This is a genomic window from Ramlibacter sp. JJN2-2R (assembly GCF_057747835.1).
Genome location: NZ_CM173226.1, coordinates 375935 through 392725, shown reverse-complemented (window position 1 = coordinate 392725; position 16791 = coordinate 375935). Strand labels below are relative to the sequence as shown.

Annotated in this window: 16 protein-coding genes; 8 read left to right on the top strand and 8 right to left on the bottom strand. The window is 73.0% G+C overall.

Features of this window, described 5'->3' with window-relative positions:
- Positions 1–10: 10 nt before the first annotated feature.
- The 4 genes from betC (at position 11) to AC3ANR_RS01930 (ending at position 3965) form a co-directional block, all read left to right on the top strand.
- Positions 11–1546: a choline-sulfatase gene (gene betC / locus AC3ANR_RS01945; RefSeq protein WP_488290197.1), complete on the top strand. Its 1536-nt coding sequence runs from the start codon at positions 11–13 to the stop codon at positions 1544–1546.
- Positions 1543–2553, top strand: a complete 1011-nt coding sequence (locus tag AC3ANR_RS01940; protein ID WP_488290196.1) for a LacI family DNA-binding transcriptional regulator — start codon at positions 1543–1545, stop codon at positions 2551–2553. The genes betC and AC3ANR_RS01940 overlap by 4 nt, the downstream gene beginning before the upstream one ends.
- Positions 2550–3374, top strand: coding sequence for a phosphodiesterase (locus tag AC3ANR_RS01935; protein WP_488290195.1), 825 nt, complete (start codon positions 2550–2552; stop codon positions 3372–3374). The genes AC3ANR_RS01940 and AC3ANR_RS01935 overlap by 4 nt, the downstream gene beginning before the upstream one ends.
- Positions 3375–3479: 105 nt before the next feature.
- Complete coding sequence (locus AC3ANR_RS01930) at positions 3480–3965, top strand: glutathione peroxidase (RefSeq protein ID WP_488290194.1); 486 nt, start codon at positions 3480–3482, stop codon at positions 3963–3965.
- Between the two features lie 7 nt (positions 3966–3972).
- Here AC3ANR_RS01930 and glcF read toward each other — a convergent pair whose 3' ends face one another.
- The 3 genes from glcF to AC3ANR_RS01915 all read right to left on the bottom strand — a co-directional run bounded on the left by glcF (position 3973) and on the right by AC3ANR_RS01915 (position 7280).
- Positions 3973–5199 (bottom strand): glycolate oxidase subunit GlcF, encoded by a 1227-nt coding sequence (gene glcF / locus AC3ANR_RS01925; protein ID WP_488290193.1) that lies wholly within the window; start codon positions 5197–5199, stop codon positions 3973–3975.
- 1 nt (position 5200) lies between these two features.
- The gene (gene glcE / locus AC3ANR_RS01920) at positions 5201–6289 is read right to left on the bottom strand and encodes a glycolate oxidase subunit GlcE (RefSeq protein WP_488290192.1); all 1089 of its coding nucleotides are present in this window, start codon (positions 6287–6289) and stop codon (positions 5201–5203) included.
- A gap of 61 nt (positions 6290–6350) precedes the next feature.
- The gene (locus tag AC3ANR_RS01915) at positions 6351–7280 is read right to left on the bottom strand and encodes an SMP-30/gluconolactonase/LRE family protein (protein ID WP_488290191.1); all 930 of its coding nucleotides are present in this window, start codon (positions 7278–7280) and stop codon (positions 6351–6353) included.
- Positions 7281–7380: 100 nt separating this feature from the next.
- Here AC3ANR_RS01915 and AC3ANR_RS01910 point away from each other — a divergent pair, with 100 nt between their 5' ends.
- On the top strand, positions 7381–8064 hold the full coding sequence (locus AC3ANR_RS01910; protein ID WP_488290190.1) for a hypothetical protein: 684 nt from the start codon (positions 7381–7383) through the stop codon (positions 8062–8064).
- Between the two features lie 155 nt (positions 8065–8219).
- On the opposite strand, the gene AC3ANR_RS01905 is transcribed toward AC3ANR_RS01910, so the two are convergent.
- From AC3ANR_RS01905 to AC3ANR_RS01895, 3 genes are read right to left on the bottom strand one after another with little or no spacing between them, the layout of a single operon-like run.
- Complete coding sequence (locus AC3ANR_RS01905; RefSeq protein WP_488290189.1) at positions 8220–9740, bottom strand: ammonium transporter; 1521 nt, start codon at positions 9738–9740, stop codon at positions 8220–8222.
- 29 nt (positions 9741–9769) lie between these two features.
- Positions 9770–10108: a P-II family nitrogen regulator gene (glnK, locus tag AC3ANR_RS01900; RefSeq protein WP_488290188.1), complete on the bottom strand. Its 339-nt coding sequence runs from the start codon at positions 10106–10108 to the stop codon at positions 9770–9772.
- A 25-nt stretch (positions 10109–10133) separates the two neighbouring features.
- Positions 10134–10901, bottom strand: coding sequence for a TorF family putative porin (locus AC3ANR_RS01895; RefSeq protein ID WP_488290187.1), 768 nt, complete (start codon positions 10899–10901; stop codon positions 10134–10136).
- 214 nt (positions 10902–11115) lie between these two features.
- Here AC3ANR_RS01895 and AC3ANR_RS01890 point away from each other — a divergent pair, with 214 nt between their 5' ends.
- Positions 11116–12636, top strand: coding sequence for a YifB family Mg chelatase-like AAA ATPase (locus AC3ANR_RS01890; RefSeq protein WP_488290186.1), 1521 nt, complete (start codon positions 11116–11118; stop codon positions 12634–12636).
- A 21-nt stretch (positions 12637–12657) separates the two neighbouring features.
- Here AC3ANR_RS01890 and AC3ANR_RS01885 read toward each other — a convergent pair whose 3' ends face one another.
- On the bottom strand, positions 12658–13614 hold the full coding sequence (locus tag AC3ANR_RS01885) for a YihY/virulence factor BrkB family protein (RefSeq protein WP_488290185.1): 957 nt from the start codon (positions 13612–13614) through the stop codon (positions 12658–12660).
- Between the two features lie 198 nt (positions 13615–13812).
- Here AC3ANR_RS01885 and AC3ANR_RS01880 point away from each other — a divergent pair, with 198 nt between their 5' ends.
- Entirely contained in the window at positions 13813–14898 is a 1086-nt protein-coding gene (locus tag AC3ANR_RS01880; RefSeq protein ID WP_488290184.1) for a glycosyltransferase family 2 protein, read from the top strand.
- On the top strand, positions 14895–16451 hold the full coding sequence (locus tag AC3ANR_RS01875; RefSeq protein ID WP_488290183.1) for an ArnT family glycosyltransferase: 1557 nt from the start codon (positions 14895–14897) through the stop codon (positions 16449–16451). Before AC3ANR_RS01880 ends, AC3ANR_RS01875 begins: the two co-directional genes overlap by 4 nt.
- Here the strand turns inward: AC3ANR_RS01875 and AC3ANR_RS01870 are convergent.
- A complete protein-coding gene (locus AC3ANR_RS01870) occupies positions 16381–16788 on the bottom strand; it encodes a GtrA family protein (protein ID WP_488290182.1) in 408 nt (135 codons plus the stop codon). The two genes, AC3ANR_RS01875 and AC3ANR_RS01870, sit on opposite strands and share 71 nt — an antisense overlap.
- Positions 16789–16791: the final 3 nt, after the last annotated feature.

Sequence of the window (16791 nt, the reverse complement as noted above, 5' to 3'; positions counted from 1 at the left end):
AAGCCCCCCCATGGCCCGACCGCCGAACATCCTGTTCATCCAGGCCGACCAGATGGCGGCGGCGCCGCTGCCGCCGTACGGCGGGACGGTCGTGCAGGCACCGCACCTGCAGGCACTGGCGCAGCGCAGCGCCGTGTTCGATGCGGCGTACTGCAACTCGCCGATCTGCGCGCCGTCGCGTTTTTCGATGATGTCCGGCCGCCTGCCGTCGGCCATCGGCGCCTGGGACAACGCCAGCGAGCTGCCGGCCTCGGTGCCGACGCTGGCGCACGGGCTCGCCGCCGCCGGCTACCGCACCATCCTGTCGGGCAAGATGCACTTCATCGGGCCGGACCAGCTGCACGGCTTCGCCGAGCGCCTGACGACCGACATCTACCCGGCCGACTTCGCCTGGACGCCCAACTGGGCCGCGGGGCCGCGCGACAAGCCCTCGGGCATCAGCATGCTCAACGTCATCCAGGCCGGCTCGTGCGTGCGCAGCCTGCAGATGGACTACGACGACGAGGTGGAGTACTTCGCCAACCAGCGCCTGTTCGACCTCGCGCGCGAGCCGCAGCGCCCGCCGTTCTTCCTGGCCGTGTCCTTCAGCCACCCGCACCCGCCCTTCACGGCCCCGCAGGAGCACTGGGACCGCTATCGGCACGAGGACATCGACATGCCGGCGGTGCCGCCGATCCCGCTGGCCGAACGCGACATCCAGAGCCAGTGGCTGCACGCCTCGCACAGCGCCGACGTGCAGCCGGTGGACGAGGCGCAGGTGCGCAACGCGCGCCACGCCTACTACGCCATGATCTCGTACGTCGACGACAAGATCGGGCGCCTGCTGGCCACCCTGCGCGCCTGCGGTTTCGAGGACGACACCATCGTCGTCGTCTCCTCCGACCATGGCGAGATGCTGGGCGAGCGGGGCATGTGGTACAAGCAGAACTTCTTCGAGGCCTCGGCCCGCGTGCCCCTGCTGGTGCACCTGCCGGGCACGCGCGCGCAGGCGCGCATCGCGGCCCCGGTCTCCCTGGTCGACCTGCTGCCCACGCTGCTCGAATGGAGCGGCGCCGACGTCGGCTGGCCCGAGCCGCTGGACGGCGCCTCGTGGGGTCCGCTGCTGCGCGGCGCAACCGGCGGCGCCCGCCCCGTCATCTGCGAATACACCGACATGGGCGTGGTCGCCCCGTGCCGCATGGTGCGCCAGGGCGCGCACAAGTACATCCACGTGCACGGCCATGCGCCGCAGCTGTACGACCTGGCAAGCGACCCGCGCGAGCTGCGCAACCTGGCCGGCCACCCGGACCAGGCGGCGGTCGAAGCGCGGCTGCGCGACACGCTGCTGGCCGGCTGGGACGGCGACGCGACGCTGCGCGAGGTGCTGGCCAGCCAGCGCCGGCGGCTGTTCCTGAAGGAAGCCGCGCGCCGCGCGGGCACGGTGGCGCACTGGGACCACCAGGCCAGCCGCGACGACAGCCGCCGGTTCGTGCGCGCCAGCGGCGCGGCCGGCGCCAAGGCGCGCTCGCGCTTCCCGTACGTGCCGCCGCCGGAGCCGCGCGGGTGAGCATCCAGGCCGTCGCCCGGGAAGCCGGCGTGTCCGTCGCCACCGTCTCGCGGGTGTTCAACTTCCCCGAGCGCGTGCGGCCCGACACCCGCGAGCGCGTGCAGGGCGTGGCCCGGCGCCTGGGCTACCGGCCCAACGAGAGCGCGCGCACGTTGCGCACGCAGCGCAGCAAGGTGATCGGCGTGGTCCTGCCCACGCTGCTCAACCCGGTGTTCGTCGAATGCCTGGTCGGCGTCTCCGCCGGCGCCGACGCGGCCGGCTACTCGATCCTGCCGATGACCAGCGACTACCGCGTGGCGCAGGAGGAACGCGCGGTCGACCACCTCCTGGGGCGCGGCGTCGACGGCGTCGTGCTGGTCGTCGCCAATCCGGCCAGCTCGCTGGCGTTGAAGAAGCTGCGCGCGGCCGGCGTGCCCTACGTGCTGGCGTACAACCGCCACCCGCGCCATCCGTGCGTCTCCGTCGACAGCGAAGCGGCCGTCGCGGCGCTGGTGCGCGCGCTGCACGAGCGCGGCCACCGCCGCATCGCCATGGTGATGGGCGACAAGGCCGCCTCGGACCGTTCGCTGCAACGCTGGCGCGGCTTCGAGCGCGGCATGGCCGCCTGCGGCCTGGCCGCCGGCGCGCCGGTGGAGGTGCCCTTCATCGACGGCGCGGTGACGCAGCTGGTGGCGCTGCTGGGCGCGCCGCGGCGGCCCACCGCCCTCGTGTGCTCCAACGACCTGCTGGCCCTGCGGGCGCTGCGCGCCGCCCACGAAGCGGGGCTGGCCGTCCCGCGCGAGCTCAGCATCGCCGGCTTCGACGGCATCGCGCTGGGCTGCGACATCACGCCCATCCTGGCCACCGTGGTGCAGCCCAGCCAGGACATCGGCCGCAGCGCCGTCGGCCTGCTCGCGACCGCGCTGGCCAACGACGCGCCGCTGACGGCCGCGGCCAGCCTCACGCCCCTGTTTTCCCTGCGCTACGGCGAGTCCATCGCCCGCGCGCCCGAGCCCCTTCCCGCATGACCACGCTGCTCGCCCAACTCACCGACCTGCACATCCGCGAACCGGGCCGCCTGGCCTACGGCCGCATCGACACCGCCCCTTACCTGCGCGAGGCCGTCGATTCGGTGCTGCGCCTGCGCCAGGCGCCGGACGCGGTGGTGATCACCGGCGACCTGTGCGACTTCGGCCGCCCGGCCGAATATGCCCACCTGGCCGGCCTGCTGGCACCGCTGCCCATGCCGGTGTACCTGCTGCCGGGCAACCATGACGATCGCCGCCAGCTGCGCGCGAGCTTCCCGGACCACGGCTACCTCGGCGACGGCGAGTTCGTGCAGTACTCGGTGCGCATCGGCGGCTTGCGCCTGATCGCGCTGGACACGGTCGATCCCGGCTGCAGCCACGGCACGCTGTGCGAGCGGCGGCTGGACTGGCTGGCGCTGCAACTGGAGCTGCACCGCGGCGAGCCGGTGGTGATCGCGATGCACCACCCGCCGTTCCGCACGCTGATCGGCCACATGGACGACATCGGCCTGGCGGCGGGAGCGGACGAGCTGGAGGCGCTGGTCGCGCGCCATCCGAACGTGGAGCGGGTGATCTGCGGGCACCTGCACCGCGCCATCGACGTGCGCTTCGGCGGCACGATCGCCAGCACCTGCCCGGCCCCGGCGCACCAGGTGACGCTCGACCTGCACCCGCGGGCCCCCTCGCAATGGTCGCTCGAGCCGCCGGGCTTTCGCCTGCACGCGCTCGAGCCGGGCGGGCGGCTGGTCACCCACCTGGCCGCCTCGGGCGCCTTCGAGGGCCCCTACCCGTTCCACGACGGCGGCCAACTGATCGACTAGCCAGCCGGCGGCGCGCGACAGCACGCGCCGGCGTTCCGGACGCACGTTTCGCACGCACGTTTCGGACGCACGTTTCGGACGCACGTTTCGGACGCACAATGGGCCATGCCCACCGTCTACGACTTCCAGGCGCGGCGGATCGACGGCTCCATCGTTCCGCTGGACCAGTACCGCGGCCAGGTCCTGCTGGTCGTCAACACCGCCAGCGCCTGCGGCTTCACGCCCCAGTTCGGCGGCCTGCAGGCGCTGCACGAGCGCTACGGCGGCCGGGGCCTGGTGGTGCTGGGCTTTCCCTGCAACCAGTTCGGCGCCCAGGATCCGGGCAGCAACGACGAGATCGGCGCCTTCTGCCAGAAGAACTACGGCGTCAGCTTCCCGATGATGGCCAAGATCGACGTCAACGGCCCCGGCGCGGACCCGCTGTACCAGTGGCTCACGGCGCAGGCGCCCGGGCTGCTGGGCAGCAAGGCCATCAAGTGGAACTTCACCAAGTTTCTGGTCGGCAAGGACGGCGCGGTGCGCAAGCGCTACGCGCCGCAGGAAGCGCCGGAGAAGCTGGCCAAGGACATCGAGGCGGCACTGGCCGCCTGAGCGCGCCTCAGGGCGCGATCGCCTCGTCCAGCACCTCGACCCAGTGGCGCACCGGCGTGCCGGTGCCGCTTTGCAGGTGCGTGATGCAGCCGATGTTGGCCGAGATCACCGCCACCGGCGCCAGCGCGCCCAGGTGGCCCAGCTTGCGGTCGCGCAACTCGTGCGCGATCTGCGGATGCAGCACCGAATAGGTTCCGGCCGAACCGCAGCACAGGTGCGACTCGTTCAGCGCCAGGCGGATGTCGAAGCCGAGCCGGCGCAGGTGCGTCTCGACGCCGCCGCGCAGCTGCTGGCCGTGCTGCAGCGTGCAGGGCGGGTGGTAGGCCAGCACGCCGGCGGGCGGGCGCACGCGGCCTTCCAGCGCCGGCGCGATGTCGGGCAGCAGCTCGCTCAGGTCGCGCGTGAACTCGCTGATGCGCGCCGCCTTGGCCGCGTACTGCGCATCGTGCTGCAGGTGATGCCCGTACTCGCGCACGGTGACGCCGCAGCCGGACGCGTTCATCACGATCGCCTCGACCTCGCCGCGCTCGACCAGGGGCCACCAGGCGTCGATGTTGCGGCGCATCTGCGCCAGCCCGCCGGCCTGGTCGTTCAGGTGGAACTTCACCGCGCCGCAGCACCCGGCCTCGGGCGCGACCAGCACCTGGATGCCGGCGGCGTCGAGCACGCGGGCGGTCGCCGCGTTGATGTTGGGCGCCATCGCCGGCTGCACGCAGCCGGCCAGCATCAGCACCTTCCGCGCCTGGGTGCGCGTTGGCCAGTCGCCCGCGGGCCGCGCCGCCGGCACCTTGTCGCGCAGGGCCTGCGGCAGCAGGCCGCGCACGGCCTGGCCCAGCTTCATCGCGGGAGCGAACACCGGCGAGGTGAGGCCCTCCTTGAGCGACCAGCGCAGCGCCCGCGACGCCGCGCCACGCGGCACCTTCTCGTCCACGATGCGCCGGCCGATGTCCACCAGGTGCCCGTACTGCACACCGGACGGGCAGGTGCTCTCGCAGTTGCGGCAGGTCAGGCACCGGTCCAGGTGCAGCTGCGTCGCCTCGGTCGGGGCCTCGCCTTCGAGCACCTGCTTGATCAGGTAGATGCGCCCGCGCGGCCCGTCGAGCTCGTCGCCCAGCAGCTGGTAGGTCGGGCAGGTGGCGGTGCAGAAGCCGCAGTGCACGCACTTGCGCAGGATCGCTTCGGCCTCGCGGCCGGCCTCGGTGCCGGCGAACTCCGGGGAAAGATGGGTCTGCACGTCAGAAGTCCGGGAAGAGCCGGCCGGGGTTGAAGATGCCGGCGGGGTCGAACTGGCGCTTGAGCTCGCGGTGGATGCGGTCCAGCGGCGGCGTGAGCGGGCTGAAGCGCGGCACGCCCGCCGGCGCGGCCGGCCGGAACAAGGTGGCGTGTCCGCCCACGGCAGCGGCGACACGCCGCAGCCGCGCCGCGTCGGCGGCCGGGGCGGCGACCCAGCGCTGCGCGCCGTGCCATTCGACCAGCGGCGGCTCGGGCAGGTCCAGGACCGGCGCAGTCTGCGGCACCGACAGCCGCCAGAGGTCGCGGCCGGCGCGCTCGGTGAACCACGGCAGCGCCTGGTCGCGGCAGCGCGTCCAGTCGGCGGCGGCGCGCGCCTCGTCCTGCCGGTCGCCGCCGAGGGTGCGGCAGGCGGCCTCGACCGCCGCGTGCGCGCCACGCAGGCGCAGGTAAAGCGTGCCGGTGCCGGCCTCCTCGAGCCAGCAGCTGGCGTTGAGCGGCAGCGGTTGGCCGCCCCAGGCGTTCAGGCGCTGCAGCGCCTCGTCCTGCGACAGCTCGAACCTGAGCGTCGCCTCGGCCGGCGCGCGCGGCAGCACCTTCAGGCTCACCTCGGCGATCAGACCCAGCGTGCCGAGGGCGCCGGCCATCAGCCGCGAGACATCGTAGCCGGCGACGTTCTTCATCACCTGGCCACCGAAGGTCAGCAGGTCGCCGCGGCCGTTGACCACCGCCATGCCCAGCACGTAGTCGCGCACGGCGCCCGCGCTCGCGCGTGCGGGCCCCGACAGCCCCGCGGCCACCATGCCGCCGACGGTGGGCGAGCCGCCGAAGTGCGGCGGCTCGAACGGCAGGCACTGGCCCTGGGCCGCGAGCGCGGCCTCGAGTTCGGCCAGCGGCGTGCCCGCACCGACGGTCACCACGAGCTCGCTGGGTTCATAGGCGCGGATGCCGGCCAGGCCGGCGGTGGCGAACACCTCGCCCTGCAGCCGCTCGCCGTAGAAGTCCTTGCTGCCCCCGCCGCGGATGCGCAGCGGCGTCCCGGCCGCGGCGGCCTGCCGGATGCGGTCGATGCAGGATGACAAGGCGGCGTCCATGCGCCGATGGTAAGCCGCCAGCCGGCTGCGACCACGCCCGCGGGACTTGATGTTTTTGGGCTCAGTCGATGAAGAAATTCACCGGCAGCCCGGGCACGTCCACCGCCATCGACACCACGTGGCCCGACCAGGGATGGTGCGCCAGCTCGCCCGGCGGCCGGTTGCCCGCGCTGGTGACATACAGCGTGCGCAGGTCCGGGCCGCCGAAGCACGGCATCGTCGGGCACAGCATCGGGGTGGCGATCTCCTGCAGCACCTCGCCCTGCGGCGACAGTTGCACCAGCCGCCCGCCCTCGTAGAGCGCGCACCAGTAGTTGCCCTGGGCGTCCACCGCCGCGCCATCGGGCCGGCCACCATAGCCCGGCGCGCCCGGCCGCCAGCCGTCGGGCTTGGGCGCGAACTGGTGGAACACGCGCGGATTGGCCATGTCGTTCGCCTCCGCGTCCCAATCCCAGGCACGGATGACGTGCGCCTGCGTGTCGGCCCAGTAGACGGTGCGGGCATCGGGCGACCACGCCAGGCCATTGGCGGTGGTCGCGCCATCGGCCTGGCGCTGCACCGTCGGCGTGGCGCCGCGGTGGTGGTGGCCCGGCCGCGCATCCAGGCTGAACAGCGCGGCGGCCCGCGTGTGCTTGGGCTCGAACAGCGTGCCGGCCCAGAAGCGGCCACGCGGGTCGGCCTTGCCGTCGTTGAAGCGCATCGTCAGCGGGTCGTGCTCGAAGCGGTGCAGCAGCGTGAGCGGCCCGGCCCACTCGCGCGCCCGGTACATGCCGTCGCGCAGCGCGAGCACCAGGCCGCCCGAGCGCGCCGGCGCGATGCAGCCGGGCTCCTGGGGCAGCGTCCAGCTCTGCAGCTGGCCGCCCGCCGGGTCGAGCCGGCGCACGGTGCGCGCGGGAATGTCGACCCAGTAGAGCCGTTGCTCGGCCGGATGCCAGAACGGCGATTCGCCGAGCTGGTCGGGCTGCTGGGTGACGCGGTGCCAGATGGCCATGGATGCGGTCGGCTCGGGGTGCGGGGGCGACCCATTGTGCCGCGCGCGCTGGCCCAGCCGGCCCCACGCGCGCAGTCAAGCCGGTACCATCGGCGCCACCTTGACCGAATCCACCACCCACTCCTCCATCAGCGCGGCCGAAGCCAACCTCATGCGCGTCGAAGCGGCGCGCTACGCGCTGCTGCGCCGCCTCGCGTTCGCGATGCGGCACCAGCTGGTGATGCACCTGCAGCCGATCGGCATGGTCACCGAGGTGCTGGAGCGCCGGCTGCGCGCGACGGTGCCGGACCTGGCGCAAGTGCACGACAGCATGAGCAAGATCAACGGCTTCTCCAAGGCGGCCGTGCGCGAGTGCCTGGACGTGATCTCCTGGCTGGCGCCGGAGCCGGGCGCCACCGTCGCGCTCGAGGCCGGCGTGCAGGAGATCATGGCGCTGCTGCGCAGCAACTTCAGCTTCCGCGGTTTCGCCCTGCGCAGCGAGGTGCAGGCCATGCCGCAGCAGGTGGGCCGCGCCGCCGTGCGCAACCTGGTGCCCGGCGCCCTGCTCGCCCTGTCCGACGCCACGCCCGCGCCGGCCGACCTGGTGCTGAGCGCCACCGCCGACGAGGACATGGTGCGGCTGGACATCCGCGTGCAGCGCACCGAAGGCGATGCCGGCCCCGCCGGCCAGCTGCCCTACCGCCTGATGAAGTGGGACGAAGTCGTCGCCATGGCGCGCGCCGAGGACGTCGAGCTGCAGCGCACCGACAGCGGCGCCACGCTGGCCTTTCCCATCCTCGAGTGAGTCGCTGCGCGGCCTGACGCGCGTCGCGCGCCGGGACGGCGTTCGCCCGCCGCGGCACGCGCGCAAAAAAAGGGCCCGCCGAGGCGGGCCCAACATCCAAAGGAGACTCTTGCTTGCTCTGGGTCCGGGGCGGCGGCGCGCGCCGCGGCCCGGGATCAACGGTTGTAGGCGGTCTCGCCGTGTGAGGAGATGTCCAGGCCCTCGCGCTCTTCTTCCTCGCTCACGCGCAGGCCGATCACCAGGTCGACCAGCTTGTAGGCGATGAAGGAGACGACCGCCGACACCACCACGGTGGTCAGCACGCCCTGGAACTGCACCCACACCTGGCTGGCGATCGAGTAGTCGGCGCTGGCCTTGTTGGCGACGTAGTCGTAGATGCCGACACCGCCGAGCGAGGGCGAGGCGAACACGCCGGTCAGCAGCGCGCCCAGGATGCCGCCCACGCCGTGCACGCCGAAGACGTCCAGCGAGTCGTCGGCGCCCAGCAGGCGCTTGAGGCCGTTGACGCCCCACAGGCACACCAGGCCGGCCAGCAGGCCGATGACGATCGCGCCCATCACGCCGACGAAGCCGCAGGCCGGGGTGATGGCCACCAGGCCGGCGACGGCCCCGGAGGCGGCGCCCAGCATCGAGGCCTTGCCCTTGGACAGCGCCTCGCCGGCGATCCACGACAGGGTGGCGGCGGCGGTGGCCAGCAGCGTGTTGATGAACGCCAGCGCGGCCATGCCGTTGGCTTCCAGGTTGGAGCCGGCGTTGAAGCCGAACCAGCCCACCCACAGCATCGCGGCGCCGACCATCGTGAGCGTCAGGCTGTGCGGGGCGAAGGCTTCCTTGCCGTAGCCCACGCGCTTGCCGATCACGTAGGCGCCCACCAGGCCGGCCACGCCGGCGTTGATGTGCACCACGGTGCCGCCGGCGAAGTCGAGGGCGCCCTTGGCCCACAGCCAGCCGGCCGCAGCGGTGACGGTCTCGAGCGACTTGGCGTCGGTGATGGCATCCGGGCCGTCCCAGTACCAGACCATGTGCGCGACCGGCAGGTAGCTGAACGTGAACCACAGCACCACGAACATCAGCACCGCGGAGAACTTGATGCGCTCGGCGAACGAGCCCACGATCAGGCCGCACGTGATGGCCGCGAAGGTGGCCTGGAAGGCGACGAACGTCAGCTCGGGGATCACCACGCCCTTGCTGAAGGTCGCGGCCACCGAGTCGGGCGTGATGCCGGCCAGGAACAGCTTGCCCAGGCCGCCGAAGAAGGCCGAGCCGCCGGTGAACGCCACGCTGTAGCCGTAGATGGCCCACAGCACGTAGATCAGCGCGGTGACCACGAACACCTGCATCAGCACCGACAGCATGTTCTTGCTGCGCACCAGGCCGCCGTAGAACAGTGCCAGGCCGGGGATGGTCATGAAGATGACCAGCGCGGTGGCCACGGTCATCCAGGCGGTGTCACCCTTGTTGGGGGTGGGTGCCGGCGTGGCGGCGGCGGAGGCCGCAGGCGCCGCGGCCGCGGCGGTGGTGGCCGGCGCGGCGGCCGGGGCGCTGGCCGCGGTGGCGGCAGCGGCCGCGGCCGGCTCGGCGGTGGGGGCGGAGGCGGCGGGCGCCTGCGCCAGCACGGCGGCAGAACCGGCCAGCAGGCCCAGGCCCAGGGCCAGGGAAGCGAGGAGCTTTCTCATGGTTGACTCTTTCTGCGACAGGGGTGTGGCTACAGCGCTTCCTTGCCGGTCTCGCCGGTGCGGATGCGCACGACCTGCTCGAGGTCGTAGACGAAGATCTTTCCGTCGCCGATCTTTCCGGTGCGCGCGGCACCCTCGACGGCCTCGATGACGCGCTCGACCAGGTCGTCGGCGACGGCGGCCTCGATCTTCACCTTCGGCAGGAAGTCGACGACGTACTCGGCGCCGCGGTACAGCTCCGTGTGGCCCTTCTGGCGCCCGAAGCCCTTGACCTCGGTGACGGTGATGCCCTGCACGCCCATGCCCGAGAGCGCTTCGCGCACTTCGTCCAGCTTGAACGGCTTGATGATGGCGGTGACGAGTTTCATGCGTTCTCCTTGCGACCGTGGAAGATCAGAAGTTCTTCTTCAGGCCCAGCACGAGGGTGGTGCCGGCCAGGTCCTTGTTGCCCGTGCCGGGCAGCGCGTAGCGGAAGCCGAAGCGGTTGCTCCAGTTGGTGCCGATCACCGCGGCGCTGAGCACCGTGCCGTCCCAGTCCTTGGCCAGGGTGACGGAGGCGTCGCTGTAGGTGCCGAAGTGGGCGATGCGCTGCCAGCCCACGTGCGGCACCAGCGACACGCCGCTGCCGAGGTCGAAGTTGGCCGACAGGTCGAGGTACCCGCTGCCCCGGCTGTTGGGGGTGCCGAACAGGTTGGTGGTCGAGTGCGAGTACTTCACCGTGGCCGGGCCGGCGGTCAGCGCGCCGTACAGCTCGAAGGTGTTGGCGTTGACGCCGCTGATGTTCTTGAAGGTGTTGCCGGCGTACCAGTACTGCAGGCCGCCGACGTCGAACGACAGCAGGTCGTTGACCGCGCCCTTGTAGCCGCCGTAGACGTCGATCTCGACCGGGCCCTTGGCGTCGGCGCCGGCGATGGACGAATCCTTGATCCAGCGGATCGTCGAGCCCCAGGTCCCCAGGTAGAAGCCGCTCTTGTGCGCGAAGTCGATGCCGCCCTGCAGCGCCGGCTTCTGGCCCGACTGCGAAATGCCGCGGTAGCGGTAGTCGGTGACGCCGCCGATGTTGTACGACAGGGTGTAGTCGGGCTCCGCTGCCTTGGTCTGGGCAAGCACGGCACCCGACAGCACCAGGGTGGACAGCAGCACGATGGCCTTGAGTTGCATCAGTCTTCTCCGTCTTGAAAGGAATTGGGACGGAACCACTCCAAGCATGAGGCGTGCCACCTTGCGCCTCCCCCAGGTGGACGACAGCGCAACCGCCGTTGCCGCGTTGGACGGAGGCAGCGCCGCCGCACGCGCCCGCACCGCCAAGGTGCGAGCGCCGCCCGCCCGGGTGCGCACCATCGCGCCGCGCACTGTTGCAGGGAGGACCCCGCCCATGAGCCTTTCTTTGGTGCGAAGCCGCGCCCTGCTGGGCCTGGAGGCGCCGCAGGTCACCGTCGAGGTCCACCTCGCCAACGGCCTGCCCAGCTTCACGCTCGTCGGGCTGGCCGAGACCGAGGTCAAGGAGGCGCGCGAGCGGGTGCGCTCGGCGCTGCTGACCTGCGGGCTGGAGTTCCCGCACAACAAGCGCATCACCGTCAATCTCGCGCCGGCAGACCTGCCCAAGGACTCGGGGCGCTTCGACCTGCCGATCGCGCTGGGCATCCTGGCCGCCAGCGGCCAGGTCGATGCCGGCCAGCTCGAGGGCTTCGAATTCGCCGGCGAGCTGTCGCTCTCGGGCGAGTTGCGGCCGGTGCGCGGCGCCCTGGCCATGAGCCTGGCGCAGCAGGCGGGCGCCAGCGGCACCCAGCTCGTGCTGCCGCCCGGCAGCGCCGAGGAGGCCGCGCTCGTGCCCGGCGCGCAGGTGTGGCGGGCCCGGCACCTGATGGACGTCGTCGCGCGGACCCAGAAGGAGCCGGCGCCCGCGGGCGACGGCTGGGTCCGCGCCCATGCCTGCCCACGTCCGGCCGCGGCGGCGCCGGCCGACCTGCTGGAGGTCAAGGGCCAGGCCGGCGCCAAGCGCGCGCTGGAGATCGCGGCGGCCGGCGGCCATGCGGTGCTGCTGGTCGGCCCGCCCGGCGCCGGCAAGTCGATGCTGGCGCAGCGCTTCACGGGCCTGCTGCCGCCCATGACCGTCGACGAGGCCCTGGAGAGCGCGGCGGTGGCCAGCCTGGCGGGCCGGTTCGACCTCGCGCGCTGGGCCGTGCGGCCCACGTGCAGTCCGCACCACTCGGCCAGTGCGGTGGCACTGGTGGGCGGCGGCTCGCCGCCACGCCCGGGCGAGATCTCGCTGGCCCACCACGGCGTGCTGTTCCTGGACGAGCTGCCCGAGTTCCCGCGCCACGCGCTGGAGGCCCTGCGCGAGCCGCTGGAGACCGGGCACATCACGATCGCCCGCGCGGCGCGGCGGGCGGAGTTCCCGGCCCGCTTCCAGTTCCTCGCGGCGATGAACCCCTGTCCCTGCGGCTGGCTCGGCGCGCCGCAGCGGCCCTGTCGCTGCACGCCCGACCAGGTGGCCCGCTACCAGGCGCGGCTGTCGGGGCCGCTGCTGGACCGCATCGACCTGCATGTGGAGGTGCCGGCCCTGTCGCCGCAGGAGCTGCTCGAGGCGCCCACCGGCGAGCCCAGCGCCGTCCTGCGCGACCGGTGCGCGGCCGCGCGCGGGCGCGCCATCGCGCGCCAGGGCAAGGCCAACCACGCACTGCACGGCGCCGAGATCGACGAGCACGCGCGCCTTCGCGCCGGCGCCGCCGCGTTCCTGCAGCGTGCCGCGGGGCGGCTGGCATGGAGCGCGCGCGCCACCCACCGCGTGCTCAAGGTGGCGCGCACCATCGCCGACCTGGCGGGCGCGTCCGACGTGGACGTGCCGCACGTCGCCGAAGCCGCGCAGTACCGGCGCCCCGGTGCGGCGGCCTGACGCCCTGCCGCGCGCCGGCGGTCAGGGCGCCGGGCGGTGGCGCCAGAACGAGGCCGGGCGCTGCGCGCGCGCGGCGCGGCGCGCCTGCCGCTCGGCGCGCGCCTCCTGCGCTGCCTTGGCCAGGGCGGCGGAAAACAGCAGCACGCCCGACGAGAAGTAGATCCACACCAGCAGCACCACCAGCGAGCCGGCGGCGCCATAGGCCGACACGACCGCGGCATGCGACAGGTACAGCGTCACCAGCTGGCGCCCGATGCTGAACAGCACGGCGCCCACCACCCCGCCCAGCACCAGGAAGCGCAGACACGGCTTGTGGCCGCCGCTCAGCCGCATCAGCGCGACGAACAGGGCGCCGCACAGGCCCAGCGACACCGCCTCGTTGAGCACGCGCAGCGCCGCCTCCAGCGCGAAGTGGTCGCCCGCCCAGCCCGAGGCCACCGCCAGGACCGTGGAGATCACCAGCGACACCAGCAGCAGGAAGCCGAACGCCAGGATGTAGGCGACCCCGCGCAGCCGCAGCGACGCCGAGTGCCACCAGCTCGGCCTGGGCGGCGCGCCGCCGTCGGCCCACACGCGCGCGAACGCCTCCTGCAGTTCGCCGAACACGCCGGTGGCGCCGAAGACCAGCACCCCGAAGCCGACGATGGTGGCCAGCAGGCCCTGCGCCGGCTCGCGCGTGCTTTGCAGGGCCTGCTGCACGACCGCGGCGCCCTGCGCGCCCACCAGGGCGCCGATCTGGGCCACCAGCGTGTCCTGCAGCATCTGGCGGTCCATCCACCAGCCCAGCAGCGCCACCATCACCAGTAGCAGCGGGGCCAGGCTGAGGATGCCGTAGAACGAGACCGCCGCGGCCATGCGCATGCCGCCGGCCGCGCTCCACAGGCGCGCGGCGCGCCAGAGGGGATGCACCGGACGCAGCCAGCGGGCCGCGGCGTCACGCAGGACGCGGAACGGGCCGTCACGCAAGGCTTGGAACATGCGCCCCAGCCTCGGCCATGCGGGTGCCCGCTGTCCATCAGCGGCGCCCCGCCCCGTGCGTAGGTGGGCTCCGACGGATGGGCGGGCGCGCCACGAGCAGGCAGAATTACCGTCTGTTGCGCACCCCCGCGGAGGCCGGGCTACCCTGCCCGCCTGAACCGCGCTCCCCCAGAACGAAAGCGGCCCGCGAGGGCCGGCATGCCTGTGAACGACGACGAACTGCTCCTGGAGCGGCCCTTGCAGCCGCGAGACTCCGGCAGCCTGCGCGAGGAGCCGGCCGCGGTGCCCCCGCGCGCGGCCCCCTCCGCGCTGGCGGCCGGCCCCGCGCCCCGCGCCGAGCGGCCGAGCCTGTCGCTGGTGGTGCCGTGCCACAACGAGGCGCGCAACCTCGAGACGCTGCTGCCGCTGCTGCTGGCGCGCCTGGGCAAGCTGGCCGACCGCTGGGAGGTGATCCTGGTGGACGACGGCAGCCGCGACGACACCTTCGCCGTCCTGCGCAAGTGGTCGGCGCGGCCCGGGTTTCGCGCCGTGCAGCTGTCGCGCAATTTCGGCAAGGAGGCCGCGCTCACCGCCGGCCTGCAGCAGACCAGCGGCCAGGTCGTCATCAGCATGGACGCCGACCTGCAGCACCCGCCCAGCCTGCTGGAGGAGATGCTGGCGCACTGGCGCCAGGGCGCCGACGTGGTGTACGCCGTGCGGGCCAACCGCGACGACGAGGGCATGATCAAGCGCTGGGGCTCGCGCCTGTTCTACCGGCTGCTGAACGCGTTCGAGGGCTTCGACGTGCCTCCGGACGGCGGCGACTTCCGGCTGATGGACCGCGCGGTCGTCGACGCGCTGGTGTCGCTGCCCGAGCGCAACCGGTTCATGAAGGGCCTGTATGCCTGGGTCGGCTTCAATGCGGTGCCGCTGCCCTACGTGCCCGACGAGCGCATGCACGGCCGCAGCAGCTTCAACCTGCGCCGGCTGGTCAACCTGTCGGTCATCGGCCTGACGGCCTTCACCACCTGGCCGCTGCGCCTGGCCACCGTGTTCGGCATGCTGGTCGCGCTGGTCTCGCTGCTCTACGGCGCCTTCCTCATCGTGACCTACTTCCTCTGGGGCAACCCCGTGTCCGGCTGGACCACCATCGTCGTCGGCGTCGCCCTGCTGCTGGGCATCCAGATGGTGCTGATGGGGATCGTGGGCGAGTACATCGGCCGCATCTTCGAGGAGGTCAAGGCCCGGCCGCTCTACGTGGTCAAGGACATCCAGGGCCAGGGCCTGAAGGCGCCCGGCCGATGACGCCGCGCCTGCCCCGGCGGCCCGCCGCCCTGCTCGCGCTCGCCTTCGCCTGGCTGGCCGTGACGGCCTGGCTGCGCCCGCTCGCCCTGCCCGACGAGGGCCGCTACATCGGCGTGGCCTGGGAGATGGTGCGCTCGGGCGAATGGCTCACGCCCACGCTCGACGGCCTGCCGTACTTCCACAAGCCGGCGCTGTTCTACTGGATCACCGCCGCCGCGCTGTCGATCGCCGGCAACCACGAGTGGGCCGGCCGCGTCGCGCCCTGGCTGGGCGCCTGCCTGATGGCCGCGAGCGCCTACCTGTTCGGGCGGCGCTGGTTCGGCGAAGCGGTCGGCCGCGCCTGGCTGCTGGTGCTGGTCACGCTGCCGCTGGTGTTCGTCGGCGCGCAGTACGCCAACCTGGACATGGGGGTGGCCGGCTGCATCACCGCCTGCATCCTGTCCTTCGCGCACGCGTCGCTGCTGCCGATGGACGATCCGGCGCGGCGGCGCTGGCTGCTGGCCGGCAGCGCCGCGGCGGCCTTCGGCGTGCTGGCCAAGGGCCTGATCGGCGCGGTGCTGCCCGGCCTGGTGCTGATCGCCTGGCTGCTGCTGGCCGGCCGGCCGCGGCGCATCCTGAGCCTGTTCTGGTGGCCCGGGCTGCTGCTGTTCGCGCTGCTGGCCGCGCCCTGGTTCCTGGTGATGCAGCAGCGCTTCCCGGACTTCCTGCACTACTTCTTCGTCGTCCAGCACTTCAGCCGCTTCACCCAGCACGGCTTCAACAACGCCCAGCCGTTCTGGTTCTTCCCGGCCGTGCTGGCGCTGTTCGGGCTGCCGTGGACGCTGTGGCTGCTGCGCCGCGCGCCCCGGGCCACCGCGGCGCCGGCCGAGGACCGTGCGCTGCGCCTGCTGGCCTGGGTGTGGCTGGTGGCGATCGTGGGCTTCTTCTCGCTGCCCACGTCCAAGCTGGTGGGCTACGTGCTGCCGGCCGTGCCGCCGCTGGCGCTGCTGATCGCCCGGCGCTGGACCGCCTGGCGGGACGTCGATGCCGCCTCCGGCCGGCGGCTCACCACGGCCACCGCCGCCCTCGCGGCGCTGCTGTGCGTGGGCGTGGTGGTGGGGACGCTGTTCGCGCCGCAGAAGCACACCCGCGCCATCGCGCGCACCATCGCCCAGGATCCCGCGCGTCCGGTCGCCTTCGTGCGCGCCTACTACTTCGACCTGCCCTTCTACGCCGGCCTGCGCCAGCCCGTGCCGGTGATCGAGCGCTGGGACGACCGCAAGCTGACCGAGGCCGACAACTGGCGGCGCGAGCTGCTCGATGCGAGCGAGTTCCTCGCCCCCGGCGTGGCCTCGCCGCTGCTGCTGCCCCAGGTGCTGGCGGGCGCCAACTGCCCGGGCGCGCGCAGCTGGGTGGTGGGCGGCGCCGATCTCGTGGCGAACTATCCGCTGCTGGCCGGCGCGCGGCGGGTGGCCACCAGCGGCGGCACCGCCCTGTGGGAAGTCAGCGACTGGGTGCCGGTGGCGGCGCGCTGCGCCGGAATGCCCAGCGCGAGCTCAGCAGGTAAGTCATGACCGCGACCGCGACCAGCACGGCCGCGAGCGCGACGTCGTACCGCAGCGGCGAGTACCGCAGGGCCAGCGCGTACGCCGCCTCGTTGGCGGCGAACCCGGCGGCCGAGATGAGGAAGAAGCGGGGCGCCGCCTGCAGCGCAGGCGCCGCGCGGTCGCCGAACGTCAGGCGGTGCTGGCCGGCGAACGACACCAGGAAGGCGACCAGCCAGCCGCCCACGTTGGCCACCAGGGGGGGCGCGACGCCGGTCTCGACCAGCGCGACGACCACGGCGAAATGGACCGCGGCGGCGGTGGCGCCGACGGCGATGAACGTGGCGATGCGGCGCAGGGACTTCATGCT

What these genes read in the sequence shown, in the direction of transcription:
- AC3ANR_RS01930 (WP_488290194.1), top strand. Translation starts at nt 3,480, where the DNA reads ATGCCCACCGTCTACGACTTCCAGGCGCGGCGGATCGACGGCTCCATC.
- glcE (WP_488290192.1), bottom strand. Translation starts at nt 6,289, where the DNA reads ATGGACGCCGCCTTGTCATCCTGCATCGACCGCATCCGGCAGGCCGCC.
- AC3ANR_RS01915 (WP_488290191.1), bottom strand. Translation starts at nt 7,280, where the DNA reads ATGGCCATCTGGCACCGCGTCACCCAGCAGCCCGACCAGCTCGGCGAA.
- AC3ANR_RS01890 (WP_488290186.1), top strand. Translation starts at nt 11,116, where the DNA reads ATGAGCCTTTCTTTGGTGCGAAGCCGCGCCCTGCTGGGCCTGGAGGCG.
- AC3ANR_RS01905 (WP_488290189.1), bottom strand. Translation starts at nt 9,740, where the DNA reads ATGAGAAAGCTCCTCGCTTCCCTGGCCCTGGGCCTGGGCCTGCTGGCC.
- betC (WP_488290197.1), top strand. Translation starts at nt 11, where the DNA reads ATGGCCCGACCGCCGAACATCCTGTTCATCCAGGCCGACCAGATGGCG.
- glnK (WP_488290188.1), bottom strand. Translation starts at nt 10,108, where the DNA reads ATGAAACTCGTCACCGCCATCATCAAGCCGTTCAAGCTGGACGAAGTG.
- AC3ANR_RS01885 (WP_488290185.1), bottom strand. Translation starts at nt 13,614, where the DNA reads ATGTTCCAAGCCTTGCGTGACGGCCCGTTCCGCGTCCTGCGTGACGCC.
- AC3ANR_RS01880 (WP_488290184.1), top strand. Translation starts at nt 13,813, where the DNA reads ATGCCTGTGAACGACGACGAACTGCTCCTGGAGCGGCCCTTGCAGCCG.
- AC3ANR_RS01895 (WP_488290187.1), bottom strand. Translation starts at nt 10,901, where the DNA reads ATGCAACTCAAGGCCATCGTGCTGCTGTCCACCCTGGTGCTGTCGGGT.
- AC3ANR_RS01870 (WP_488290182.1), bottom strand. Translation starts at nt 16,788, where the DNA reads ATGAAGTCCCTGCGCCGCATCGCCACGTTCATCGCCGTCGGCGCCACC.
- AC3ANR_RS01935 (WP_488290195.1), top strand. Translation starts at nt 2,550, where the DNA reads ATGACCACGCTGCTCGCCCAACTCACCGACCTGCACATCCGCGAACCG.
- AC3ANR_RS01875 (WP_488290183.1), top strand. Translation starts at nt 14,895, where the DNA reads ATGACGCCGCGCCTGCCCCGGCGGCCCGCCGCCCTGCTCGCGCTCGCC.